This window comes from Flavobacterium xizangense, from assembly GCF_054075145.1.
Genome location: NZ_JBSIPG010000002.1, coordinates 145,134 through 171,573 on the forward strand (window position 1 = coordinate 145,134; position 26,440 = coordinate 171,573).

The window sequence follows — 26,440 nt, forward strand, 5'->3', positions numbered from 1 at the left end:
GGCTTCATCTTAAAAACGGCTACTAAATTACTATTTAATGAGAATTATACCCGTTTTTCTTTTATAAAATAATTTTGAACTGCATTAAACTTTTACTCTTCTTATAAGTCTTATACAAGCTGAATAGAACAAAAATATCTTAAATTCTGCTTAAAAGAGAAGTTTCTAAGTCAAATAAATTGATTTACTGATATTAATTTTTACATTTGCGTTATTTTTATTTATTCTAAATAGAATCGTTTGTCACAAATGATTTAAGCCAAAAGAATACAAAAGCTTAACTAATTGAAAAACAACAAATACCAAAATATGAAAAGGAATATCTTTCTTTCTTTAGCATTAACTACCGCTTTATTTGTTAATGCTCAGCAAAAAAACACATTATTAGAAGCTTCATTTTGGAAAACAGCTCCAAATATAGAAACAGTTAAGGCCGAAATTGCAAAAGGAAACAATCCTGCAGAAGCGAATGCAAATGCTTTTGATGTTACTACATTAGCCATTAACAATGATGCACCTTTCGCAACTATAACATTTTTATTAGATCAGCCGGGAAACCCTGTAAATAAATCGACACACGATAATCGTATTTACTTACATTGGGCGGCTTACAGAGGCAATACTCAATTAGTCCAATATTTAATCTCTAAAGGTTCTGATATTAATTTTGAAGACAGCCACGGAACTACACCACTTGTTTTTGCTGCAGGCAACGGACAATCTGATCCGGCGCTTTATGAAGCCTTTTTTAAAGCTGGAATTGATCCGAAGAAAAAATATAAAGACGGAGAAAACTTATTGCTTTTAGGTATTCCTTCTGACAAGGATTTAAAACTTGCCGATTTTCTAACTACAAAAGGCTTGTCTCTAAAAGATACTGACAAAAATGGCAGCACAGCATTTGATTATGCAGCCAGAACTGGAAATATTGTGCTTTTGAAAAAATTAATAGAGCGAAAAGTAAAATATACTGACAATGCGCTTTTATTTGCGACGCAAGGCAGTCGCAGAGAAACGACTTCTCTTGAAACTTATAAATTTTTAGTTGAAGATTTAAAATTAAAACCAACTGTAACTGGAAAATCTGGCGAAAATGTGCTTCATTTATTGGCTGGAAAACCAAATCAAAAAGAAATTATCGCTTATTTTCTTTCAAAAGGCGTTGATGCAAATAAAGTAAACAATGACGGAAATACGCCCTTTATGATTGCTGCAGGAGCAAGAGAAAATGGCGCTTTAGAATTATTATTGCCAACAGTAAAAAACATCAATCTGCAAAATCCAAAAGGAGAATCGGCATTGACAATGGCAGTAAAATCAGGAACTCCTGAGGCTGTTGCGCTTCTTTTGGGAAAAAATGCTGATGCTAAAGTTCTTGATAAAGACGGAAATAATTTAGGTTTTTACTTAGTTCAGTCATTTAAACCTGATGCAAAACAAGATCCTTTTGACGCTAAAGTAAAACTTTTACAGGAAAAAGGATTGAATCTTACTGCACCGCAAAAAGACGGAAGCACTTTATATCATTTCGCAGCCGCAAAAAATGACCTTTCTTTGCTTAAAAAATTAGCTGCTTTAAACATCGACGTAAATGCAAAAAACGAAGACGGAATCACTGCACTTCATAAAGCGGCAATGGTTGCAAAAGATGATTCAATCTTGAAATATTTGCTTTCAATTGGCGCTAAAAAAGACATCACAACTGAATTTGACGAAAGTGCCTACGCACTAGCAAAAGAAAACGAGTCATTGACAAAACAAAACATATCAATCGAATTTTTAAAATAAATTTAAAAGTTATGAATTATGAGCTTGAGTTCAACTCATAATCCATAACTCAAAACTCATAATTCATCATAATTAACAAAAAATGAAATCAATTCTAAAAATCGCAATTACAAGTGCTCTTATCTGCCTTATTTCTTTTCAGTCAAATGCACAAACGAGCAAATATAAATGCATGCTTCAAATGGCAAACTATATGGGAGAAGGTGCTTATATCGTTGTCTCTTTAATCAATCCAAAAGGTGATTACGAGAAAACGCTTTATGTAATGGGAGATGATAAAAAATGGTACAAATCATTAAAAGAATGGAACAAATTTCATACTGCAAAAGGCAATGATATCAGCGCTATCTCAGGAGCGTCAGTTACAGGAGGAGACCGAAGTGTTACCACTTTCGAAATCGATGATTCAAAAATCAATAAAGGATATAAATTACGATTTGAATCGGCTGTTGAAGATCAAAAATATTATGTCAGCGATTTAGAAATTCCATTGACAACAGCTGGTCTTGCTGACAAAACGGAAGGTAAAGGTTATATCAGATATGTAAGATTAAACAAAATTTAATACCTTACATTGCAGATCTATATTTGATTACCCTTTAGCTTACATTCAATGACTCTTTCTTTTTGGCGTTACACACACTTAGCCTTGGCTTTGTTTTCTTCTTTATTTTTACTGCTGGCATCCGTTACAGGAATTATTTTGGCTGTAGATGCTGTACAGGAAAAAACTTTGCCGTACAAAACAGAAAATTTTGACACCTTAACTTTAGGTCAAACGCTTCCTGTCTTAAAAAAGAAATATACTGAAATCACCGAATTAAGTGTCGATTACAATCAATTTGTAACGCTTCAGGCAATTGATGAAAATGGAAACGACATCAATGCTTACATTGATGCTAAAACAGGAAAAACGCTAGGAACTCCTGCAAAAAAAAGTGAATTTATTCAGTGGATTACAAGTCTTCACCGCTCCTTGTTTCTTCATGAAACGGGGCGTTTTTTTGTTGGCGTAATTTCGTTTTTATTATTCCTGATTTCAATATCAGGATTTATGCTTGTTTTGAGCCGTCAAAAAGGCATTCGGAATTTCTTTTCGAAAGTAATCAAAGAATATTTTGCGCATTATTATCATGTAATTTTTGGAAGATTAGCTTTAATTCCGATTTTAATTATTGCCCTCACCGGAACTTATCTCTCGCTTGAAAGGTTTAATTTTTTTATGGGAGATGAAAAAGCAAAACCTGCAAAAACCGAACTTTCAGCAGAAGCCAAAGAAAAATCAGTTTTTGAAAAAACGCTTTTAGCAGATGTAAAAAAAATCGAATTTCCTTTTACAGATGATCCAGAAGAATATTATATCATTGAATTAAAAGACCGCGAAATTGAAGTGAATCAGGTTACAGGTGCTGTAATATCAGAGAAACTTTCGCCAATGACAATTCAATTTGCAGCTTTATGTCTTGATATTCATACAGGAAGAATAAATGCAATTTGGGCTGTAATTCTCGCAATTGCCTGCTTAAATATTCTGTTTTTCATTTATTCTGGTTTTGCAATAACTTTAAAAAGAAGATCGAGCCGAATTAAAAATAAATTCAAAGCTGCAGAAAGTTCTGTTATTCTTTTAGTTGGTTCAGAAAACGGAAGCACTTTGCGTTTTGCGAATGCTATTCTGAAACAATTAATCGATCACGGGCATAAAGCGCATATATCTGAATTGAATAATTTTACTGTTTTTCCAAAAGCAGAACATATAATAATTTTTTCATCTACTCATGGTTTGGGAGATGCCCCATCTAATGGAGGTAAATTTGTTTCAATTCTGAAGAAACACAATCAAAACCAGAAAATCAATTTTTCTGTAGTTGGTTTTGGATCAAAATCGTATCCTGATTTTTGTGGCTTTGCTATTGAAATCGATAAGCTTTTAGAACAGCAAAATTGGGCGGAACGCTTTTTAGAATTGCAAACCGTAAACGATAAATCAGCAACCGAGTTTGTGGAATGGATTAAGTTATGGAGTGCCAAAACTGGAATTTCATTATCGACAACGCCATCCGTTTATAACCACGTTCCAAAAGGATTACAGAAATTAATGGTTTTAGACAAAACTTTAGTTTCAGAATCAGAACAGACTTTTTTAGTGACTTTGCGCGCCAATATGAGAGCCAAATTTACTTCTGGCGATTTACTGGCGATTTATCCCGCAAACGACACAAGGGAGCGCCTTTACTCGATTGGAAATCATTTTGGAAACATACAATTGGTTGTCAAACTTCATCCGCACGGATTGGGATCTGGTTTCTTAAATAATTTAGAAATCGGAAAAATTATAAAAGCAAGAATTATAAATAATCACGCTTTTCATTTTCCGAAAAAAGCTTCGAAAGTAGCTTTAATTTCAAACGGAACCGGAATTGCGCCTTTTCTTGGAATGATTGAACAAAACAAGAAAAAAATCGAAACGCATTTGTACGCAGGATTCCGAATGGAAACAGAAATGGTCGCTGGATATAAAAAATTTACTTCTGAAATGATTCAGAAAAAACAGCTGCAAAATTTTCATCTGGCTTTATCGCGCGAAGCTGAGCATTTTTATGTCATGGATTTAATAAAAAAAGATGCCAATTTCTTTGTTGGTTTACTTAGAGAAAATGGCATTATCATGATTTGCGGTTCTCTAGCTATGCAAAAAGACGTTGAAACTATTTTAGATGAACTATGTCTTGCAAATGGACTGAAAAATATATCCGAATATAAAAATAATAGGCAATTACTAACCGATTGCTATTAAAAAATTTATATCATGAAGCCGAAATTATTATATCAAATATTATTGTTTTTTGCAATTTTGTGCTTCTTTTCGGGTAACGCTCAGGTATTACGAAAAAGAACTACTCTTTTGATGGGCGGGCGTTTCGACATTACAATTGTTGCAAATGATTCATTAAAAGCAGAGCAAAATATTGACTTGGTAATTGCCGAAATCTCACGAATTGAAAATTTAATATCAGACTGGAAACCCACTTCTCAAGTTTCTGAGGTTAATCAAAACGCTGGAATAAAACCCATAAAAGTTGACAGAGAAGTTTTTGAACTTGTTCAAAGAGCCATTAAATTATCTGAAATAACGAACGGCGGATTTGATGTAAGTTTCGCAGCAATGGACAGAATCTGGAAATTTGATGGTTCCATGACGGAAATGCCTTCGGCGGAAGCCATAAAAAAATCGGTTGAGAAAGTTGGTTATAAAAACATTATTCTGGACAGTGTTCAATCCACAATATTTCTGAAACTAAAAGGAATGAAAATTGGTTTTGGTGCTCTAGGCGAAGGTTATGCAACAGACAAATGCCGCGATATGATGATCGCAAAAGGAATTATAGCCGGAATTATAAACGGTTCCGGAGATATGAGCACTTGGGGAAAACAGCCAAACGGAACGCCCTGGAAAATTGGTCTTACAAACCCATTTAATCCTGAAAAACTTCTAGCAGTTGTTCCACTTGAACAACAGGCCGTCACCACTTCTGGCAGTTATGAAAAGTTTGTTGTTTTTAACGGAAAACGTTATTCGCATATTATTAATCCTGCAACTGGATATCCTGCAACTGGTTTGTGTAGTGTATCTGTTTTTGGCCCAAATGCCGAAACTGCAAACGGATTAAGCACTTCACTGATGGTTTTAGGGCAAAAGGAAGGTTTGCTCTTGCTTCAAAAATTCCCTGATTACAGCTGTGTTATGATCACCGATAATGGAAAAGTTATCCAATCAAAAAATTTCCGCATTAAAAAATTCAAAGCTAAATTTTAGTTAAGTTTTTCCTTACTAATAATAAGAAGTCGCTTAAAAAAATTAAATTTGAAAACCCAAATTTCATTCTTAAATTATGATTCTAAAAAGAAGTTACCTCTACTTATTCTCCTTATTAACTATCTTATTTTTCGCGCCACACACCTACTCGCAAACTGATACGAAAAAGAAAGAAAGCCGTTCTAAATTATTCGAAGAAACTACTACAGACAGTGATTACTTAATGGCAATTGAAAAAGCCGGCGAAGTAATGGAATCTGCCTATAATGACGCCGATTTTGACAGCGCTTCTCACCATCTTTTTGGAGAAATTAAAAGAACACAAAGCAAACTTGACCTTATATTAGCAAGTTTAAAAGGCGCAAATCCTAATGTGCGGAATCAGCAAATGTATCATACGGTTCTAAAAGAGCTTCAATTGCAATTGGACGAGCAGAATACCGCTATTAATTTACGCAACGAAAATCTTGAAAAAATTAAAAGGCGATTTATTGACCTGCGCAAAGACAAAACTTTAACCGGACTTTTAAAAGATACAATTCGACGCAAACAGTTCAAAAAAGAATTTGCAAATCTTAAAAAAAGATATCTCGCTACGGACAGTTTAATGACCAAAAATCAAGGGATTTTAAACGCAAAGAAAAGATTGACAGTCCAAAGAAAAATTGCAGTGTCAAACGCGTTGATTACGGTAGAAAACAACCTTGAAAAGTCAGGAATTAGTATGCTGCACAAAGAATATCCTTTCTTGTGGAATATTAACGATTCAATTCCTAAAAAAACGGTCAGGCAAAATATTGGCGCTAAAATAGCCATTGAAGAAAATGTCGCCGCTTATTATCTCAGCTATCGCACCGGCGGTTTAATTACTTTAATTTTCTTTATAGGGCTTTTGTGTTGGTACATTTCCCGAAATTTAAAATATCTAAAAACCAACGGGTACGAAGAAAACCTCTCTGATTTTAATTTTAAATATTTAAACAGAGGCGTTCTGCTTCCAGCCATCGTAATTGGTCTTAATATTGCCGTTGTCAGCAATTTGTATGCTCCGGCGATGTTTTTAGAATTAATGCAATTATTTCTACTCGGAATTCTGACTTTGTTGTTTAAAAATAAATGGTCGGTAAAATCGATGAAAAACTGGATCCTTCTTTTAGGATTGTTTTTTGCTCTTTGCTTCCTCGACTTATTTATAGAAGTGGGATTATTACAGCGTTGTGCTTTTATCATCATTAATATTTTGGGAATTCGTTATGGTTTAATTCAGATTAAAACGATAAAAGATCAATTGTATATTAAAGGTTTCTTTAAGTGGGCGAGCATTATTTTTATTGGGTTAAATGGCTTGTCGATACTTTATAATTTGTTTGGAAGAGTTTCACTTTCCAATATGTTGAGCCTGACCGCTTTTATTTCGCTTACGCAGATTGTTGCTTTGAGCGTATTACTGAAAATAATTTTGGAAATCGTTATTTTACAGATTTATACAACAAGAATCAAACGTGGTTTCGAAAAGATTTTTGATCACGAAAGCTTATCTGATACATTAAAAAAACCGTTCATTATTTTAATCAGTTATATGTGGCTGGTGGTAATTGCATCCAATTTAAATATTTGGGAATCGCTACGCACTTCTTTAGGTTCGTTGTTGAGTCATCCGAATACTATTGGAAGCATTACTTTTACTTTAGGAAATATCGTTTTGTTTTTCATTATAATTTGGATTGCGCATCTTTTACAAAAATATGTCGCCTACTTTTTTGGTGAAATCGATGATGAAAACGAAGAAAACGTCAACAAAAGACAACATTCTAAGCTATTAATTACCAGGCTTATTGTCTTAATTGGTGGTTATCTTTTAGCCGTTGCTGCTTCAGGAATGCCATTAGACAAATTGAGTATTCTTCTTGGTGCACTAGGAGTTGGTGTTGGACTTGGACTTCAAAATGTTGTAAATAATTTTGTATCCGGAGTGATTTTAATTTTCGATAAACCAATTCAGATTGGTGATGTTATTGAAATTAGTTCAGAATCTGGCCGCGTAAAATCGATGGGATTGCGAACTACAAAAATCAATGCGCCAAATGGTGCCGAAATCATTATCCCGAATGGAAATTTATTGTCTCAAAACATCACAAACTGGACCTATACGGACAACTTTAAACTTGTTGAAATTTCAATCGAAATTAGTGGAGAGACAACTCCAGACGCCATAAACGAAATTGTAATGCAGACTCTTGAAAGTCTGCCGCTAATTAATCTTGAAAAAGCACCTCAAATATTCTACATCGCAATTTCAGATGGTAAATATAAGCTGCTGATTAAATTCTGGTGCAGTATTTACCGTACCGAAGAGACTATTAGCAGTGCACGTCAGGCTTTGTTCAGTAATTTTAAAGCAAAAGGATTAACTTTTTCTACTTAAAATTTTAAGATAGAATACATTAAAATCAAAAAACGTCCCGAGTTTCGGGACGTTTTTCTTTGTTATGTCTAAATTTGATTAATGGTGATCGTGGTTTTTATTTGAATGTTTGTCATTTCCTTTATGTTTTCCATTTGAATGATTGTTTTTTTCCGGTTTTTCACCTCTGTTTTTCTGAGGTTTTCCATGATATCCTTTTGGATATTCTGCTCTGTGTTTCTTATGATACGTATAAGGAGCATCTCCCCTGTAATCGTTCAAAACCACTTTGTATCCTGAATAAAGATCGTAACTTCTGTATCTTTCCGGAAGTCTTTTTGCGCGTACCCATTTTCCGTTATTATCAGAAATAAATACACTTTGATTTATATCATAATAAACATCAATATCTGGCAAATAATAGTATCTGCTGTTATCATAACCAACTGGCCCCCAATTTGGAGGTGTCCCAATATTTACATTAACCGAAACCTGTGCCTGAGCAAAAACACTTGTAAAAAGCATTAAGGCGAATACTAACTTTTTCATATTTTAAAATTTTTAATATTAATAACAGTAGATAGTAATCTAAAGTAATGCCAAATATACTTTTTTCTGCATTCATTATACAAAATCACCAAACTAATCGACGAAAAATGCTTCTCAGCCGACATACATACTAAAAAAATATCTCAGAATTTGAACTATTTTTTTTAAACTTTATTTCCAGCCACCGCCTAATGCTCGGTACAAATCAACGACAGCCTGCAGTTTTTGCAGATTATCATTTACACCGCTCAATTGCGCAGCCAAAAGATTTTGTTCCGATGTTAAAACATCTGTATAATTGGTAGCCGAACTGTATTCTAATAACTGTTTAGTGTAATCTACCGCTTTTATTAAAGCTTCAATTTGTTTGGTTCTCGAATCTTCTTTCTCTACCGCCATTTCATATGTATACAACGCATTTGAAACTTCCTGACCAGCATTTAAAAGACTTTGCTGAAAATTATTAAAAGCCTGTATTTGTTGAGACTGCGCTGTTGTCAATCTCATTTTATTAAGGCCTTGATTAAATATCGGCTGTGTCAATCCGCCTAATAACGAGTAAAACACTGAATTTGCGAAGAAATCTTTTAATTCTAAATTCGAAAAACCACCGCTCGCTGTTAGCGTTAAACTTGGATAAAAATAGGTTTTAGCCATATTCGTCATTTCAAAGGCAGTTCTGAAATTGAATTCAGCCTGACGAACATCTGGACGATTCTCTAATAATTGCGAAGGTAATCCTAAAGCCAGTTTTTCAGGAACAATCTGTGATCCTAATTCTCCTCTATCGATTGGTCCTGGGGCTTGTCCTAGTAAAATATTTATTGCATTTTCAGTCTCACGAATACTTTGTTTTAAATCTGGAATCAAAACCTCAGCCGCATGCTGATTGGCTTCACTCTGCACAACAGCCGCGCCTGTAACAATCGCACCTTCTTTTAAATCTTTGATTGTCTGAACGTTTTTGATACGGCTTTCTAAGGTTTCCTGAGTTATCGCCAATTGTTTATCATAAGCTAATAATCGGAAATAATTATTTGCAATATCAGCAATCAATTGTGTTTGAACTGCCTGTTTCGCTGCATCTGAAGCTAAATATGTTGCCAATGCTGCTCTTTTTTTACTGCTTAATTTTCCCCAAATATCAGCTTCCCAAGAAGTACTTAAACCTAATTTATATGTTGTGGTTAACGTATTGATATTAATTCCTGCCGGAAAATTAAGTCCTGCTTCAGATTGCTTAGTATGCGTTGTATTCGCGTCCAATTGCAAAGTTGGATAATACGCTAATTTACTCTGACGCAACGAAGCATTTGCCTGAACAATATTTTCAATTGCATTTTTCAGATTCAGGTTTTGATCAAGTCCTTTTTGAATCAGTGCATTTAGTTTTTCATCTTTAAAAACAGTCTGCCAAGGCATACTCGCAATTGTAGTCGAATCAGCAGACGTTTGATCTCTATATAATTTATCTGTTGATAATCTTGTGGGGCGTTCGTACTTTTTGGTAACAGAGCACGCACTTAAAAGTACGGCTGTCATTACCATCAAAATATATTTATTTGAACTATTTGTCATTTCTTTTGAATTAAATTTTACGCTTTATGGGCTTCTAATAAATGATCTTCGTCATCATCGTCATCATCATAACCATCTTTTGCTGGACCGCTTACTTTTTCCTGTAATGTCTGGAAAATGATAAACAAAACCGGAATCACAAAAACTCCTAAAATGGTTCCAATCAACATTCCGCCGACAGCTCCTGTTCCAATTGATCTGTTTCCTACTGCTCCTGCCCCAGATGCAAACATCAATGGAACAAGTCCTAGAATAAAGGCGAACGAAGTCATCAAAATTGGTCGCAAACGTGCTACGGCTCCTTCAATTGCAGCTTGAACAATTGGTAGTCCTTTTCGTCTTCTGTCCAACGCAAATTCGACAATCAAAATACCGTTCTTGGCAAGAAGTCCAATCAACATAATTAAGGAAATCTGCAAGTAAATATTACTGTTCAATTTGAAAATAATCGAGAATAAATAAGCTCCTGCCAATCCAAACGGAATTGATAATAACACTGCAAATGGCAAAATATAACTCTCATATTGAGCACTTAACAAGAAATAAACAAAAACCAAACAAAGGATAAAAATGAAAATTGTTTCACTTCCCGACGCTAATTCTTCACGCGTTAAACCTGAAAATTCATATCCGTAACCTGCAGGAAGATTTTCTGCTGCAACTTCCTGAATCGCTTTAATAGCATCTCCTGAACTATAACCCGGTTTTGGCGCTCCAGTAATCGAAATAGACGTAAACAAGTTAAATCTTGAAATCGATTCGGGTCCAAAAACTCTCGTCATATTGACAAACTCTGTAATTGGTGCCATTGTTCCGGCATTATTACGGACGAAGATTTTATTCAAACCTTCCGTATTTGTTCTAAATTCTGGAGAAGCCTGAATCATAACACGATATTGTTTTCCGAATTTATTGAAATTCGAAGCATACAATCCGCCATAATAACCTTGCATCGTCGACAAAATCGTGTTTACAGAAACTCCTGCATCTTTGGCTTTCGCCAAATTAATATCCATCATATATTGAGGGAAACCCGGATTAAAAGGCGTCGTCGCGTATTGAATTTCTGGACGTTCTGCTAATTTTGCTAAAAATTCATTATTGACTTTATAGAATTCAGCAGTCGTATGTCCGCCCTTGTCCTGCAATTGGAATTCAAATCCACCACTTTGTCCAAAACCTTGAATGGTTGGCGGAGAAATAAAGAAAATATTAGCTTCACGAATACCGCTCGTTTTAGCAAATAGCTGTCCGATTACATCATCAACGCTTAAATCACGTTCGTCCCAAGGTTTCAATTTCACAATAACCATACTGTAAGCGCTTCCCGCTCCAGCTGTAAAGTTTTGTCCAACAATTCGAAGTGTATTTTTCACTCCCGGAATCGTCTTTGCAATACTGTCTACTCTTTTTGCGATAATATCAGAACGCTCCATAGAAGCTGATGGTGGCAAACTAATATTAGCAAAAACAGTTCCCTGATCTTCCGAAGGAACGAAAGCCGATGGTGTGGTTTTCATCATATAAAATAAAGACAAACCGGCAATAATAATTGCAGCGAGCGCAATCCATTTTTTTATAGAAAGGAAACTTACAGAACGTTTGTATCTTTCGGTTACATTATCAAACGCAACGTTAAATGAAGTATAAAAACGCTGTAAATAACTTTTATGTTTATGGTCATCTGCATGCGGTTTAAGCAAAAGCGCACACAATGCCGGACTCAGCGTCAAGGCGTTTACGGCCGAAAGGATAATCGCTACAGCCAGTGTAATACCAAATTGTTTGTAGAAAACTCCTGTTGATCCATTAATGAAAGTTACCGGAATAAATACAGCTGCCATTACCAGCGTAATCGAAATAATTGCTCCGGAAATTTCATCCATCGCGTGAATAGTCGCTTTTTTGGCCGATTTGTATCCGTGATCGAGTTTCGCGTGGACGGCCTCAACAACCACAATTGCATCATCGACGACGATACCTATGGCAAGAACCATCGCAAAAAGCGTCAATAAGTTGATCGTAAATCCGAATAAATTCAGGAAGAAGAACGTTCCCACAATCGCAACCGGAACCGCAATTGCCGGAATTAAAGTTGATCTAAAATCCTGAAGGAAAATAAATACTACAATGAAAACCAATATAAAAGCTTCAATCAAAGTGTGAATTACTTTCTCGATCGAAGCATCCAAATTTTCGTTGACGTCAACCATAATAGTATATTTCATTCCTTTTGGAAAACTCTTCGCCGCTTCTTCAATTAATTTTTTAGAATTGATAATTACATCACGTGCGTTTGAACCTGGAGTTTGGCTGATGGCCATAGCTGCCGATTCGACACCGTTTGTTTTAATCGTTGACGAATAACTTAAAGATCCTAATTCAACTTTAGCCACATCTTTAAGTCGCAGCATTTGTCCGTTCCCAACCGATTTGATAATGATATTTTCAAATTCCTGAGCACTGGTTAAACGTCCTTTGTATTTAATTACATATTGAAACGCCTGATTTCCGTTTTCACCAAATTTACCGGGCGCCGCTTCGATATTCTGCTCTGCCAAAGCTGCCGAAATATCACTCGGAATCAATTTATATTGTTGCATTACATCTGGTTTCAACCAGATTCTCATGGAATAATCTTTTGCACCAAAAACGGTTACATCACCTACTCCAACTACACGCTGAATTTGAGGAACCAAATTGATTTTCGCATAATTTTGAAGGAATGTCTGATCGTAAGCTTTGTCATCGCTATATAAAGAGAAAATCAGCAAGTTACTGCTCTGACTTTTGGTCACCGTAACCCCGGCCTGAGTTACTTCAACAGGAAGCAAACTTGTCGCTCTCGAAACCCTGTTTTGCACGTTTACCGCTGCTAAATCTGGGTTTGTACCTACTTTAAAGAAAATTTTGATAGAAGCATTTCCATCATTTGTGGCTGTAGAAGTCATGTAGGTCATGTTTTCTACACCATTAATTTGCTCTTCCAATGGAATTACGATACTTTTCAGTACCACATCGGCATTGGCACCTGTATAACTCGCCGAAACATTTACTGTTGGCGGTGCAATATCTGGATATTGAGATATAGGCAACTCAATTAATCCTAAAACACCCAAAATAACAATAATAACAGATATTACTGTTGAGAGCACAGGTCGTTGTATGAATTTTTTAAACATTTGTTTTTATTTTAAATCGGCGTAAACTTTATCTGAAGATTGATTTTGGCTTTTAATTTCTGTTCCATCTTTAAGTGTTGCCACTCCTTCCAGAACAATTTGATCTCCCGCTTGTAAACCGCTGGTTACCACATAATAATTTCCTGCGCTGTTGTCTAAAATGGTAATATTGGTACTTTTTGTTTTCCCATCTTTTCCAACAGTTACTGCAAATATTTTATCCTGAAGTTCATAAGTTGCGCTTTGAGGAATAATTAGCGCCTCTTTTACTTCATTCGGAATACGAACAGTTGTACTGCTTCCACTTCTAATAATACTTTTTGGATTTGCAAAACGTGCTCTGAAAGTAACTGAACCTGTTTCGGTATTAATTAAACCGTTTACTGTCTCAACTCGGCCTTTTTCTGAGTAAGGTGTTCCGTCAGAAAGCACTAAGGAAACGGCAGGCATATTTTGGATTTTTTGTGCCAATGTCGTACCCGGCGTTTTGCTCTCTGTAAAATCTAAAAGTTTCTTTTCATTGATAGCAAAATAAGCATATACATTTCCGATGCTAGAAACCGTAGTCAAAGGATCTGCGGTATTTGAACTGACCAAACTTCCTAACCGAAACGGAATTGAACCAACAACTCCATTCACCGGACTTGTTACAGTGGTATAACCTAAATTAGTTTTAGCATTGACTAAAGCTGCATTCGCCTGAGCCAATGTTGCCATAGCCGATTCATAAGTATATTGCGCTGATTCTAAATCGTATTTGCTGATAATTCCTTTTTCAACTAAAGGTCTCACTTTATTCACCGCCAGTTTTGCTGCACTTACTTCTGCCTGAGCACTTTTAATGCTGGCACTTGCGGTGCGAACTTGTTGCTCATATTCTGGTGCACTAATTTTAAACAATGGCTGTCCTACTTTTACAACAGCTCCTTCATCGACAAAAATCTTATCAATATAACCTTCAACTCTTGGACGGATTTCAATATTCTGCTGTCCTTGAATACTCGCAGGATAATCGCTGTATAATGTTGCAGATTCTGGCTGTAATGTCAGCGTTTTATACTCTTTTACCTGTGGCGCAGCGCCGGCCTGAGCCGATTTGTCATCTTTCTTACCGCAAGAGGCAATAATAACTGAGGCTGCGAAAATGCTTAAAAACGATTGCTTATTCATTGTGAAAATGTGTAATTATCTATTTATTTATAAGCAAAAGAACTAAAATTGAATGCGCAAAATTTTTCAAATAGACGAAGAGCAAAAGACAATCGATAGAAATAGCCTGACACCCGACGGATTTTTTCCAGAATTAAACAAGCGTTTAATTTTTAGGCTCGTCGGCTGGAAAATGGTTTTTAATGGCTGTAAATGTATTTTGGGCGATTGGTTCTCAATCATATTCAAATAAAATGTAATATTGTCTTTAAAAAATCATAACTTATAATGGCGTCAAACATCTACAGACCTTATTTATTTATCGGACTGCACATTCTCGGGTGGCTTTTGTTGGGCTTCATCATGCTGTTTTACATCCCTTTAACATGGAATGTAATTCTTCCTGGCGTATTTTGGCTTTGGCAGATCATTGTATTGTTTCTGCTAATAGTCATTTTTTATACTAATGCCAAAATCATAGTTCCAAAAACCATTATTAAAGACAATACGTCGCCGTTTTTGTTGTGGACTTTTCTTGCCATATGTGCTTTGCAATTCATAGCTTATTTTTATAACACACAAACCGATGTTCATACAAAAGTTAGTTTAGTTTTAGGCTTCAAAAAATACAGAAATCCTTATTTCGACAATTACGTTTTCATGCTTACTCTATTGGTTCTAGGAATAAGTACGAGCTGGGCGATGCTACAACATTGGCAAAAAGCGGCACAGCATAAACAAAAATTGGAACAGGATAAAACCATGGCCGAATTAGCAATGTTGAAGGCGCAAATTAATCCGCACTTTTTTTTCAATTCGCTAAATAGTATTTATTCGCTTACTTATACTGATATTGAAGATTCTCGAAATGCGCTTCATACTTTAAGCCGAATGATGCGCTACCTCCTTTATAGCACTGAAGAAACAACGTCTTTATTAAAAGAAGCCGAATTTATGAAAGATTTCATAGCGCTTATGAAACTTCGGGCAAACAGCAAATTGACGATTATTACTGATATTCCCGAAAAATTGCACGATTATCCGATTGTTCCAATGTTATTGCTTCCTTTGGTTGAAAATGCATTTAAACATGGAATTCATGCAACCGATAAAAGTGAAATCTATATCAAACTTCGACAAGACGGAAGTAATCTTGATTTTGAAGTAGAAAATACTTATTTCGAAAAATCAGGAACAACGGTCGAAGGAGGAATTGGTTTAACCAATACCAAAAGACGACTTCATTTGATTTATCCGAATAAACATAGTTTGAAGGCCGGCACTGCTGAAAATGGAAAATACAATGTAAAACTGCAGCTAAATTTAGAATAATGATGATATTAAAATGTATAGCAGTTGACGATGAGCCACTCGCATTAAAACTTGTGGAAACTTTTATTGAGCAAACTCCTTTTCTGGAATTGACGGCGAGCTGTGATAATGCCGTTGAGGCAATGGGGTTAATTAGAGAAAAACAGCCTGATATTGTCTTTTTAGATATCAATATGCCTAATTTAACTGGTATGGAACTTGCCCGACTTTTGCAGGATACTCCGGGATTAATGCCTAAAATAGTTTTTACAACAGCTTATAATCATTATGCTATTGAAGGTTACAAAGTAAATGCTGTTGATTATCTTTTAAAACCCTTTAGTTATGAAGAATTTCTCCGTGCCGCCAATAAAATTTTACAGATAACCGAAGAATCTTCAAATAACTTTCAGCCCATTACCTCCGATGATGAATTTATATTCCTGAAAGTAGAATATAATTGGGTCCGAATTTCTTTAAAAGATATTCTATACATCGAAAGTTTAAAAGATTACGTAAAAGTGCATCTAGACGATTCGCAAAAAACGGTTCTTTCGTTGATTTCATTAAAAGCTTTAGAAGAAAAACTGCCGTCGTCAAAATTTATGCGAATTCATCGTTCGTTCATAGTTTCACTTGACAAAATAAGCGCCATCAGTAAACATTCTGTTTTCATCGGAAAAACCGAAATTTCAGTTGGAGAACAATACAAAGAACCATTCAAAACCATCGTTGACAAATGGTTGAAATAAAATAGATTTTTAAATTATCATGGAAAAAAGATCAAACAAATACTATTTAACATTAAGCTTAAAAGAGTATGCAAACGGTGAAACTAAACCTGCAAAAGAACTCGGAATCGAATTTTCTAATCACGATGAGATTTTTGGCATCATTCAAAAAATGAAAGACAAAAACTTATTTGATGATCCGTCTGAAGCAACTCAATTTGCAATCGGACTAAAATTATTCAGCGAAATCAAATTAAAATACCGCAAAAATCCTTTATTTGATGAATTAAATGAAGTATTTCCGATTTTTATGAAGAAACTGAAAAGTTTATAAAATGAAAAAACGCCTCAATTTCTTAAGGCGTTTTTAATTTAACAAATTAAGATTCTAAATTAAGCTTTCGCTTTTCTTTTTACAGTACAGCCAATTTCTTTAGTCTGAGTAACTGCAGGTTTTTTATTGCTTTGCAAAGCGGCAATGGCATCTTCAGCATATTTTGTTTTTTCAGCTTTTGTTCCTTCTGGATCATTATCGATTGCTCCAACATATTCAATAATATTTCCTTTTGATGTTTTAGATACAATAAAAATATGCGGTGTGTGTTTTGCACCATATTGATCTGTAACTACTTGTCCGGCATCGAATAAATATGGGAAAAGATAGCTTTTATCTTTTGCCAAATCCTGCATTTTATTAAAAGCATCTGCTTTTGAAGCTTCAGGATCATTTGGGTTAATTGCAATTACAGGATATCCCTGAGGTCTGAATTTTTTGTCTAAATCAATAATTCGCTGCTCATAAGCAACTGCGTACGGACATGTATTACATGTAAAAACGACAATAAATCCTTTTGCTTTAGGAAAACTTGCAAAAGAAACTTCTTTATTGTCAACATTTTTAAGTTTAAAATCTGGTGCCGGATCGCCTGCCTTTAGCGTTGCTGTCTGCGCCTGAGATAGCCAAGCTGTAAATACTAATACTAATAAAGTGATAATCTTTTTCATAATTTATAGTTTTTTATATTCGGTTAATAGTTGTTCGTATGTCAATTCGGTTTCTACAAATTTTCGTTTATCGTCTTTAATGAAAAGCGTTGCCGGAATACTTCCTGACCATGAAGGGTCGATTCGGTCAATATATTCCTGCGGACTGCTTTCGTTTAATAAAAATACCTGATTTTGAAGGTTTTTTCGCTTGACGAAAGGAATTACAGCCGAATTCAATTTGGATTTAAAATCAACACTTACCAACAAAACAGCCAGTTTCTCTGATTTAAATTCGGACTGAAGTTTTTCAAAATGAGGCAATTCCTTAACGCAGGGTGCACACCAAGTTGCCCAGAAATTGACTACATAAGTGCTGTCTTTTCCGTTTTTAATTCGTTCATGAAGTTGGTCAACCGTAATAAGTTTTACGTTTTGACCATAAGAAACTGTCGATAAAACGACCAATAAAAAGAGGCTTAGAAAAGGCTTTGCTTTCATAAAAAACAGTTCTTTAGATTTAATTTGTCTCTTACAAATATAAACTAATGAAAACTTACTTTTTGTTAATGAAAATTTAATGATTTTTTTTTTTAGGTTCAAAGATGCAAAGATGCAAAGGTACAAAGGCGAGTTTTATCTAAACAAATACTTATTTCTGCGGAATTTTGTAAAACTGAAAATCAAAATTTTATTTTTCAAAAAAAGACTCCAATTGTCTAAAAACCGGAATTAGAGATTTCCCTTTTTCTGATAAATTATATTCAATGTGAAGCGGTTTTAATTTGATAACTTCTTTATCCAAAAGTCCAAATTCTTCGAGTTCACGCAATGCCACCGCAATTGATTGTTTATTAGAGCCTTTCATATCTCTTAAAAGTCCGTTGAAGCGTATTGGTCCGTCAACCGCCAATAAAAACATCTGAGGTTTCCATTTTCCCGATAATAATTTTAGAAGCCCTTCTGCCGGACAACCACTATCTTTTTCTTCTTTATTTTCTGTAGTCATATTTTTTTGACTAATTGATTTTTGATTAAACACTCCCGAACTTTGTCATAAAAATATGAAAATTTAAAAGCTGAACACCAATTTTTCAAGCAGTTTTTATGAAAATAGGACCATTCTTGTTAATCCTGATCTGCAGTATAAACTGTAAGTCGCAAACAAATTTAAAAATGACAGAAAATAATTCAAATCCGTTATTATGTAATCCTGTAACTGGAACATGTGAAATGCCTTCTAACGAAAAATCAAATGAAACAGTCGTTATTCAAACAGAAAATAAACCCGTTAAAATAATTTATTATACTGATCCTATTTGTTCATCTTGCTGGGGAATTGAACCTCAACTAAGAAAACTCAAACTTGAATATGGTGATTATTTTGAAATTGATTATCGTATGGGCGGTCTGCTTCCGGATTGGAGTTATAATAGCGGAGGAATCAGTAAACCTTCAGATGTGGCACATCATTGGGACGAAGCAAGTTTGCATTATGAAATGCCAATCGATGGCGACGTCTGGCTTGAAGATCCGCTGGATTCTTCTTATCCTTCTTGTATTGCAATGAAAGCAACTCAAATGCAAAACAAGGAAAAAGCAATTCATTTCATGCGTATACTTCGTGAGAAATTATATTTAGAGAAGAAAAATATTGCTAAATGGAAGAATATTGAAGAAGCTGCAAAATTGACAAATCTTGACATTGAAAAGCTGAAAGCAGATTATGACGATGCCGAGGAACTTTTTCAGAAAGATTTAGATTATGGAAAAAAATTGGGTGTAAGAGGTTTTCCAACATTTTTCTTTGCCGATAAAAATGACAATCGATTTATGGTTTACGGCTCAAAATCTTATGATGCTTATGAAAATGCTTTATTAGCTGTATTTCCGGAAGCAAAGAAGAAAGCAATTCCAAATGAAAATCCTTTATCGCTTTTTGAAATTTATCCCACATTAACGCCAAAAGAATATGCTGTCATTTTAAATAAATCTTATTTCGATGCCCGCATGATTCTCGGAAAATTATATGAAAAAGGGGAACTAGACAAAATATCCACAAAAAATGGATCGATGTATATCAAAAAATAAAACTTCTTTAAAGCCACAAAAATGAATCTTTGTGGCTTTTTTGCTGTCTTAAAAAGTTATTTTTAGTGCTTCTGTAAAAAAACGTTTTCGCTTTTTTAAGGATTTTTTAAGCTCCTAAAAATTCCTTCGCCAAATATCAATTCGTAAATTAGCCAAAACAAAATTTATTCGAATGACAGTACTTACGTTTACGCTGATTATGATTCTTGGTGCTTTTTTAGCAGGTTTTATTGGTTCATTATCAGGATTGGGAGGCGGTATCATTATTATTCCTCTTTTAACTGTCATTTTAGGCGTTGATATTCATTATGCAATTGGAGCCGCTTTAGTTTCGGTAATTGCAACTTCTTCAGGTTCTGCGGCAGCGTATGTAAAAGAAGGAATTACAAACATGCGATTAGGGATTTTTCTTGAAATCGCCACAACAATAGGCGCTGTTTGCGGTGCATTACTTTCAGTTATTGCTCCTACTTCTTTCATTGCCGTTTTATTCGGACTTACCTTGATTTTCTCGGCAATCAATTCGCTTCGAAAAAAAGAAGAACATATTGTTTTAGAATCTAGTCCAATAGCAAAAAAACTAAAATTAGACGGAACTTACCCAACGCATGACGGCGAAGTACTTAGCTATGGTACTAAAAATGTAATCGGCGGATTTGGAATGATGGGACTTGCCGGAATGATGTCAGGCTTACTCGGAATTGGATCTGGCGCTTTTAAAGTAATTGCGATGGATAATATTATGCAAATTCCGTTTAAAGTTTCGACTACCACCAGTAATTTTATGATGGGCGTAACAGCAATGGCTAGTTCTGTAATTTATATTCAAAAAGGATATATTGAACCCGGAATTTGTATGCCCGTTGTTATTGGCGTTTTGTTTGGCGCCATGGCCGGAGCCAAAGTATTAGTAAGAACAAACCCTAAAAAATTGAGAATATTTTTTGCCTGCTTAATTTTTGTTTTAGCAATTAATATGATTTATAACGGACTTAATGGAAAAATCTAAAAGTATGCAGCACGAAAAATTTGGGGAAAAAGATTTTCAGGCTATTGTTGGAAATTTATTGCGATATGGTGTCTGGATTTCGCTTTCAGTAGCTTTCATAGGTGGAATTGTTTATTTGATGCATCACGGAAACGATATTGAAGATTATTCTGTTTTCAAAGAAAATGACCGAAATATATTTGAAGTAATTGCCACTGTTTATCGAGGTGTAGTTCAGGGAAATGGAGAATTTTTAATTTTCTTCGGAATTATATTATTGTTTCTTACGCCTGTTTTCAGAGTTTTACTTTCATTATTCTCTTTTCTTATCGAAAGAGATTATCTTTATGTTGTTATTACTCTGATTGTTATTTTAATTATTATAACCAGTATTTCATTTGGTTTTTCGCATTAGAAAATACATCTAATTTAAACAGTATGGAAATAGGAATTGACAGTTTTGCTTCGGCAATGTATGGAGACAACAACACTTTGAGCAGTGTTGATGCGATGGAACAATTACTTCAACGAATTGAGCTTGCAGATCAGGCTGGTTTGGATGTTTTCGGAATTGGGGAACATCATAAAAAAGAGTTTTTAGATTCGGCTACAGTTGTCATATTGAGTGCAGCCGCGGCAAGAACAAAAAATATACGCTTATCTAGTGCGGTTTCAGTTTTAAGTGCTGCAGATCCTGTGAGAGTTTACCAAAGTTTTGCAACATTGGATTTAATTTCGAAAGGAAGAGCTGAAATTGTTGCTGGCCGAGGATCTTCTATCGAAGCTTATCCGCTTTTCGGATTTGATTTAAACGATTATGATGCACTTTTCAAGGAAAAATTAGATCTTTTTTTACAAATCAGAGATAATGAATTTGTGACCTGGTCAGGGAAATTTCGTCCCGCTATAAATAATCTTCCGGTTTATCCGAGAGCTTTACAGAAAAAATTACCTGTTTGGCTAGGCGTTGGCGGAACTCCGGAATCTTTTATAAGAGCCGGAAGTTTAGGATTACCTTTAATGGTTGCGGTCATTGGTGGACAAACGCATCGTTTTCGTCCATTGATTGATTTATATCGCGAAGCTGGAAAAGCTGCAGGTTATAAACCTGAAGAACTTAAAGTTGGATTACATTCACCGGGCTATGTTGGAAATACAACAGAAAAAGCCATTGAAGAATACTATCCCGGTTATGCTGAACTTTGGATAAAATTAGGTTACGAACGTGGCTGGCCTCCTGTAACCAAAGGGAAATTTGACGGACTTATTGATGATTTAGGTGTTTTAATTGTTGGTGGTCCTGAACGTGCAGCCGAAAAAATTCTAAGACACAGCGAGGCTTTAGGAGGCGTTGACCGATTTACTTTTCAAATGGATAATGCCGGATTAACGCACACGCAATTAATGAACGCAATTGAACTTATTGGATCAAAACTGATTCCGTTGATTCAAAAAGGATAATTCTTAATCGCTGCCAATAGCTATAGTGATTCAAAACCTTTGAACCTTTGTTCCTCTGTAACTTTGAACCTTAAAAAAAAGCATCTGCCAATTAAGACAGATGCTTTTTGATTTGCAATTTTTCAACAAGAGCAAACCATTAAAATTTGTAAGTCAAACCAACTCGGAAGTTTGTCGGCGCTTCAGTCTGCCAATAATAAGCATCAAGCCACTGATAGTAAGAACCGCTGTAAAGGTATTTATTCAGGATATTAAATACGTTAGCTGTTACTTTGACTTTATCTGTTTCATAAGACAAACCTCCATCTAATTTAAAGTAAGAAGGTAATTTTTGAAGACCTTCGCTCCAAGTATCTGTTTGTCTTCCATCAAGGAAAGTTCCTCCAATAGAAGCTCCAAAACCTTTTAGTTTTCCGCCCTGAACTGTATAGTTTAACCATGCATTTGCTGTATGTTTAGCGTAACCTGGTACAATATCTCCTTTTTCAATTCCTGTTGCAGCAGAAACTAATGGGTCAACTTTATTTACGATCGATTCTGTAAAAGCATAATTTGCAATAAGATTTAAACCATCAAATAGTTTTCCTCTAACATCAAATTCAACTCCCTGAGCTCTTTTTTCTCCAAGGACAATTTTATATTGTTCGTTTGGTGTATTTCTAGGATCACCTGTAAGCTCATTCTTTTTTAATATATTATAAACAGATACACTGGTATTCCAAGAACCGTCAAACCAGTCTTTTTTAATTCCAAATTCAACATTATTTCCTGTAAGCGGCTTAACTTGACCATCTCTAACAACTCCTGATTGAGGCGAAAAAGCCTGATCATATAATCCGTAAAATGCTGTGCTTTCGTTTAGAGAATAGCTAACTCCTACACGAGGTGTGATATGACTATCTTCTTGTGGATTATCATAACTACTAGTCTGTTTAATCCATGTATATCTTGCTGCAAGAGTCAATCTTAATTTGTTTTGGAAAAATCCAAGTTCATCCTGAATATAACCAGCCGCATATTCTGAACCGTAAAGTCCGCCAGCTCTTTGGCTTAATGGTGTATCGTGGTCAAAAGCAGGGAAACCGTTAGATGGTGTGCCATAATTTGGATTATAAACATTAAATGGATTAGCTGCTGTATCAAGATCATGAGATTGTCCCCAATCTGCCATATAATCTTTACTTCCTAAGTCTACTCCACTTAATATTTTGTGGCTGATAGAGCCTGTGTTAAACTTCCCGTTCACAAATATTTGTCCCAAATACATGTTGCTCTCTGCATCCCAAATACCAACATTTCTAATAATATTTCCTTTTCCAAGAGCATTATCATCAGAACCAACCATGCTTGGCCATGAACTATATCCTTGTTGAATGTATTTAAAATAAGAAGTTTGTGCAGTAAGTTTCCAGTTGTCATCAAATTTATGTTCGAACGTAAAATAACCGCTGTGATCCTGAATATTAGTATCTGGCAATCCTGGTTGAGTCATGGTAAATCCAACTGGCAATGTTGCATATCCATCAGATGCAGGCCCGAAAACGTAGTATGAACCAACTTCTGTCATATTAGCATACTGAAAATTATATTCAGCTGTAATTTTTGTTTTATCGTCAACCTGGTATGAAATTACGGGAGCAATTACATAACGGTCATTGTGTTCAAATGAACGATGCGAACCTTTATTTTGGGCAGCTCCGTTGAATCTGTAAAGCAATTTTCCTTTTTTGTCCAATTTTCCGTCAAGGTCAACACTAACCCTGTAAAAATCATAACTTCCACCAAGTACCGAAACTTCTCCTTTTGTAACTCCGGTTGGTTTTTTAGTAACAACATTATAAAGTCCGCTTGGGTCACCACTTGAAAGCATAAATCCGGCAGGTCCTTTTACAAATTCGATATGATCTACAAAACTCATATCTTCAGTTAATGGTCCCCAGAAAGAAGAAACCACATTAAATCCGTTTCTAAAAGCCTGAATTTGAGAACCACGCATTGTAATATTGGTGTACAAATCGCCCCAGTGTTCTAAACGTACCGCTCCACTCACGTTACGGATAACTCCGTCGCTCATACTTGTAATTTGCTGATCTTTTAAAGTTTGACCGCTTACAATCTGAACGTTTTGCGGAATTTCCAAAACTGGAGTCTGAAGACGCAATGACAATGAAGGTTTATCCTGCTTGTATTTGTTTTTTGTAATAACAACTTCATCAAGATCTTCCTGACTTTCAGAAAGTGCAAAATTTTTTGTCGTGACTTGCTTTGCTGTTACAGCAATGGTCGCTTCCTGACCATGAATTCCAACTGAATGAATGCTGATCGTGTATGAGCCTGGTTTGATATTTCTAATGTCGTATTGCCCATTTTCATTGGTTACAGCACTATATTTTGTTCCTTTAAGAGCAACAAATACACCTTCAGCCGGAATATTTCCGCTCAAAGATACTTTTCCTGTTACCCTACCTGTATTTTGGTTTTGCGCCATCATGGTTAATGATGTTACGAAAAGTACAAAAAAACAGATTTTCTTAATGGTTAAGCTATTCATTTTGTCTGGTTTTAAATTTCGTTGGCAAAAGTACTTTCTAAAACTTGTTTTTCCAAATTATTTTTAATTATTCTAAATAAGTATAATGAGAAGATTTAAAAACAACACTTATAACACAATGACAATCAATCAAAAAGTCTACTCTAAAAATGAAACAGCTTTATTGAAATTTCCATAATTATAAATAAGAGGAAAATGTTTTTTAAATAACTTTTTTAAATTTAATTTTTGTTGCAAAAAATAAAAATCTCTGGATTTGCAACTAATATAGCTCCTCTAAATTCGATTGAAATTATTGCGGATTTTCTAGGTGAAACGGCGCTTTCATTAAAATAGCCGAATGGTTGATTATAAATCGCAAACAAGCTTTGGAAAAAATTTTCAGAAACATTTCTCCCCTTCAGATTAAATTGCGATGAATAAGTAGAATTTGATAATGTGCCAATTTGATAATTAAGTAATTTATTGATGTTTATAATTTTCTAATTGGCACATTATCTAATTATCACATTTTCCACTTATCTTTAATCTTCAAAACAAATCTAGTTTTAAGATGAACAATACCTCAACAATTAGAAAAGTCGCCATTGTAGGCTATAACCGAATTCCTTTTGCAAGAGCAAATACAGCTTATTCGAATGTTGGAAATCAGGAAATGATGACCGCAACCTTAAACGGACTTATCGATAAATACAATTTAAAAGGAAAATTACTAGGCGAAGTAGCCGGCGGCGCGGTAATCAAACATTCTCATGATATGAATTTGATCAGAGAATGTGTTATGAAAACATCTCTGGATCCCGCAACTCCTGCGTGTGATTTACAACAAGCTTGCGACACCGGAATTGAAAGCGCTGTTTATATTGCCAATAAAATTGCGCTTGGACAAATTGATTGTGGAATTGCCGGAGGTGTTGATTCAATCAGTGATATCCCGATGGCGTTTAGCGAAAAGCTTAGAAAAATTCTATTGGAAGCGCGACAAGCAAAATCATTTGGCGGAAAAATTAAATCTTTTCTGAAAATTCGCCTTAAAGATTTATCACCATTAGTGCCTCGAAACGAAGAATCTCAAACCGGACTTTCGATGGGCGGACATACCGAAATTACTGCCAAATATTATAAAATTTCAAGAGAAGATCAAGATCAATTTGCCCTAAATAGCCATTTGAAAATGGCAAAAGCGTATGACGAAGGTTTTTTCGATGATATGATTACACCTTTCAACGGACTTGAAAAAGACAACAATTTAAGAAAAGACAGTACAATTGAAAAATTGAGAAGCCTAAAACCTGCATTTGACAAAATAAACGGAACATTAACAGCCGGAAATTCAACTCCGCTGACAGATGGGGCATCTTGTATTCTTTTAGCAAGCGAAGAATGGGCAAAAGAACAAGGACTTCCAATATTGGCTTATATCACTTTTGCAGAAATTGCTGCAATCGAATATGTCAAAAAGCAACAAAATCTATTATTAGCGCCTTTATTTGCAGCTTCAAGAATGCTTGAAAAAGCAGGATTAAATCTTCAGGATTTTGATTATTATGAAATTCATGAAGCTTTTGCTGCTCAGACTTTGGCAACTTTAAAAATTTGGGAAAGCCCAGAATTAAGCAACGAAATTGGTTTAAAGAAAACACTTGGTGCAATCGACAGAGAAAAACTGAATGTAAAAGGAAGCAGTCTCGCAGCCGCGCATCCTTTTGCGGCAACGGGAGGTCGAATTATTGGTGTAATGGCTAAATTATTGAACGAAAAAGGATCAGGAAAAGGTTTTGTATCGATTTGTGCTGCTGGAGGACAAGGTGTTACAATGATTATTGAAAAATAATATTTAAAACATTCTTGAGTTT

At 35.0% G+C, this 26,440-nt stretch carries 21 protein-coding genes; 13 read left to right on the top strand and 8 right to left on the bottom strand.

The genetic code is table 11. The features are described from left to right. Nucleotides 1-309 precede the first annotated feature (309 nt). The 5 genes from ACWA1B_RS06215 to ACWA1B_RS06235 all read left to right on the top strand — a co-directional run bounded on the left by ACWA1B_RS06215 (nt 310) and on the right by ACWA1B_RS06235 (nt 8,030). Complete coding sequence (locus ACWA1B_RS06215; RefSeq protein ID WP_456905122.1) at nt 310-1,788, top strand: ankyrin repeat domain-containing protein; 1,479 nt, start codon at nt 310-312, stop codon at nt 1,786-1,788. Nucleotides 1,789-1,870: 82 nt separating this feature from the next. Continuing rightward, nucleotides 1,871-2,353 (top strand): DUF2271 domain-containing protein, encoded by a 483-nt coding sequence (locus ACWA1B_RS06220; RefSeq protein WP_456905124.1) that lies wholly within the window; start codon nt 1,871-1,873, stop codon nt 2,351-2,353. Between the two features lie 48 nt (nt 2,354-2,401). Continuing rightward, a complete protein-coding gene (locus tag ACWA1B_RS06225; protein ID WP_456905126.1) occupies nt 2,402-4,585 on the top strand; it encodes a PepSY domain-containing protein in 2,184 nt (727 codons plus the stop codon). Between the two features lie 12 nt (nt 4,586-4,597). Then, entirely contained in the window at nt 4,598-5,605 is a 1,008-nt protein-coding gene (locus ACWA1B_RS06230; protein WP_456905128.1) for an FAD:protein FMN transferase, read from the top strand. A gap of 76 nt (nt 5,606-5,681) precedes the next feature. Beyond that, entirely contained in the window at nt 5,682-8,030 is a 2,349-nt protein-coding gene (locus tag ACWA1B_RS06235; RefSeq protein WP_456905130.1) for a mechanosensitive ion channel family protein, read from the top strand. A gap of 78 nt (nt 8,031-8,108) precedes the next feature. Here ACWA1B_RS06235 and ACWA1B_RS06240 read toward each other — a convergent pair whose 3' ends face one another. The 4 genes from ACWA1B_RS06240 to ACWA1B_RS06255 all read right to left on the bottom strand — a co-directional run bounded on the left by ACWA1B_RS06240 (nt 8,109) and on the right by ACWA1B_RS06255 (nt 14,488). Next, entirely contained in the window at nt 8,109-8,558 is a 450-nt protein-coding gene (locus tag ACWA1B_RS06240; protein WP_456905132.1) for a hypothetical protein, read from the bottom strand. Nucleotides 8,559-8,729: 171 nt separating this feature from the next. Next, nucleotides 8,730-10,136, bottom strand: coding sequence for an efflux transporter outer membrane subunit (locus tag ACWA1B_RS06245; protein ID WP_456905134.1), 1,407 nt, complete (start codon nt 10,134-10,136; stop codon nt 8,730-8,732). A gap of 17 nt (nt 10,137-10,153) precedes the next feature. Further along, nucleotides 10,154-13,318, bottom strand: a complete 3,165-nt coding sequence (locus ACWA1B_RS06250; protein WP_456905136.1) for an efflux RND transporter permease subunit — start codon at nt 13,316-13,318, stop codon at nt 10,154-10,156. 6 nt (nt 13,319-13,324) lie between these two features. Beyond that, nucleotides 13,325-14,488 carry an efflux RND transporter periplasmic adaptor subunit gene (locus ACWA1B_RS06255; protein ID WP_035644554.1) on the bottom strand — a complete coding sequence of 388 codons (1,164 nt, stop codon included), beginning with the start codon at nt 14,486-14,488 and terminating at the stop codon, nt 13,325-13,327. Nucleotides 14,489-14,755: 267 nt separating this feature from the next. On the opposite strand from ACWA1B_RS06255, the gene ACWA1B_RS06260 reads away from it, so the two are divergent. Genes ACWA1B_RS06260 through ACWA1B_RS06270 form a run of 3 tightly spaced genes read left to right on the top strand, consistent with a single transcriptional unit; the run spans nt 14,756 to nt 16,843 of the window. Further along, a complete protein-coding gene (locus ACWA1B_RS06260; RefSeq protein WP_456905138.1) occupies nt 14,756-15,799 on the top strand; it encodes a sensor histidine kinase in 1,044 nt (347 codons plus the stop codon). After that, a complete protein-coding gene (locus ACWA1B_RS06265; protein WP_456905140.1) occupies nt 15,799-16,530 on the top strand; it encodes a LytR/AlgR family response regulator transcription factor in 732 nt (243 codons plus the stop codon). The genes ACWA1B_RS06260 and ACWA1B_RS06265 overlap by 1 nt, the downstream gene beginning before the upstream one ends. A 19-nt stretch (nt 16,531-16,549) precedes the next feature. Continuing rightward, nucleotides 16,550-16,843: a DUF3861 family protein gene (locus tag ACWA1B_RS06270; protein WP_456905142.1), complete on the top strand. Its 294-nt coding sequence runs from the start codon at nt 16,550-16,552 to the stop codon at nt 16,841-16,843. A gap of 59 nt (nt 16,844-16,902) precedes the next feature. On the opposite strand, the gene ACWA1B_RS06275 is transcribed toward ACWA1B_RS06270, so the two are convergent. The 3 genes from ACWA1B_RS06275 to ACWA1B_RS06285 form a co-directional block, all read right to left on the bottom strand. Then, nucleotides 16,903-17,514, bottom strand: coding sequence for a thioredoxin family protein (locus tag ACWA1B_RS06275; RefSeq protein ID WP_456905144.1), 612 nt, complete (start codon nt 17,512-17,514; stop codon nt 16,903-16,905). Between the two features lie 3 nt (nt 17,515-17,517). Then, on the bottom strand, nt 17,518-17,994 hold the full coding sequence (locus ACWA1B_RS06280; protein WP_035644566.1) for a TlpA family protein disulfide reductase: 477 nt from the start codon (nt 17,992-17,994) through the stop codon (nt 17,518-17,520). Nucleotides 17,995-18,184: 190 nt separating this feature from the next. Continuing rightward, nucleotides 18,185-18,502: a winged helix-turn-helix transcriptional regulator gene (locus ACWA1B_RS06285; RefSeq protein WP_456905147.1), complete on the bottom strand. Its 318-nt coding sequence runs from the start codon at nt 18,500-18,502 to the stop codon at nt 18,185-18,187. A gap of 167 nt (nt 18,503-18,669) precedes the next feature. Here ACWA1B_RS06285 and ACWA1B_RS06290 point away from each other — a divergent pair, with 167 nt between their 5' ends. The 4 genes from ACWA1B_RS06290 to ACWA1B_RS06305 all read left to right on the top strand — a co-directional run bounded on the left by ACWA1B_RS06290 (nt 18,670) and on the right by ACWA1B_RS06305 (nt 22,033). Continuing rightward, nucleotides 18,670-19,584 (top strand): DsbA family protein, encoded by a 915-nt coding sequence (locus tag ACWA1B_RS06290; protein ID WP_456905149.1) that lies wholly within the window; start codon nt 18,670-18,672, stop codon nt 19,582-19,584. A gap of 172 nt (nt 19,585-19,756) precedes the next feature. After that, nucleotides 19,757-20,593: a sulfite exporter TauE/SafE family protein gene (locus ACWA1B_RS06295; RefSeq protein WP_456905151.1), complete on the top strand. Its 837-nt coding sequence runs from the start codon at nt 19,757-19,759 to the stop codon at nt 20,591-20,593. A 4-nt stretch (nt 20,594-20,597) separates the two neighbouring features. After that, complete coding sequence (locus ACWA1B_RS06300) at nt 20,598-20,987, top strand: DUF1634 domain-containing protein (RefSeq protein WP_456905153.1); 390 nt, start codon at nt 20,598-20,600, stop codon at nt 20,985-20,987. 23 nt (nt 20,988-21,010) lie between these two features. After that, nucleotides 21,011-22,033 carry an LLM class flavin-dependent oxidoreductase gene (locus tag ACWA1B_RS06305; RefSeq protein ID WP_456905154.1) on the top strand — a complete coding sequence of 341 codons (1,023 nt, stop codon included), beginning with the start codon at nt 21,011-21,013 and terminating at the stop codon, nt 22,031-22,033. 139 nt (nt 22,034-22,172) lie between these two features. Here the strand turns inward: ACWA1B_RS06305 and ACWA1B_RS06310 are convergent, their stop codons facing one another. Then, on the bottom strand, nt 22,173-24,584 hold the full coding sequence (locus tag ACWA1B_RS06310) for a TonB-dependent siderophore receptor (RefSeq protein WP_456905156.1): 2,412 nt from the start codon (nt 24,582-24,584) through the stop codon (nt 22,173-22,175). 553 nt (nt 24,585-25,137) lie between these two features. Here ACWA1B_RS06310 and ACWA1B_RS06315 point away from each other — a divergent pair. Continuing rightward, entirely contained in the window at nt 25,138-26,418 is a 1,281-nt protein-coding gene (locus tag ACWA1B_RS06315) for an acetyl-CoA C-acetyltransferase (protein ID WP_456905158.1), read from the top strand. Nucleotides 26,419-26,440 lie beyond the last annotated feature (22 nt).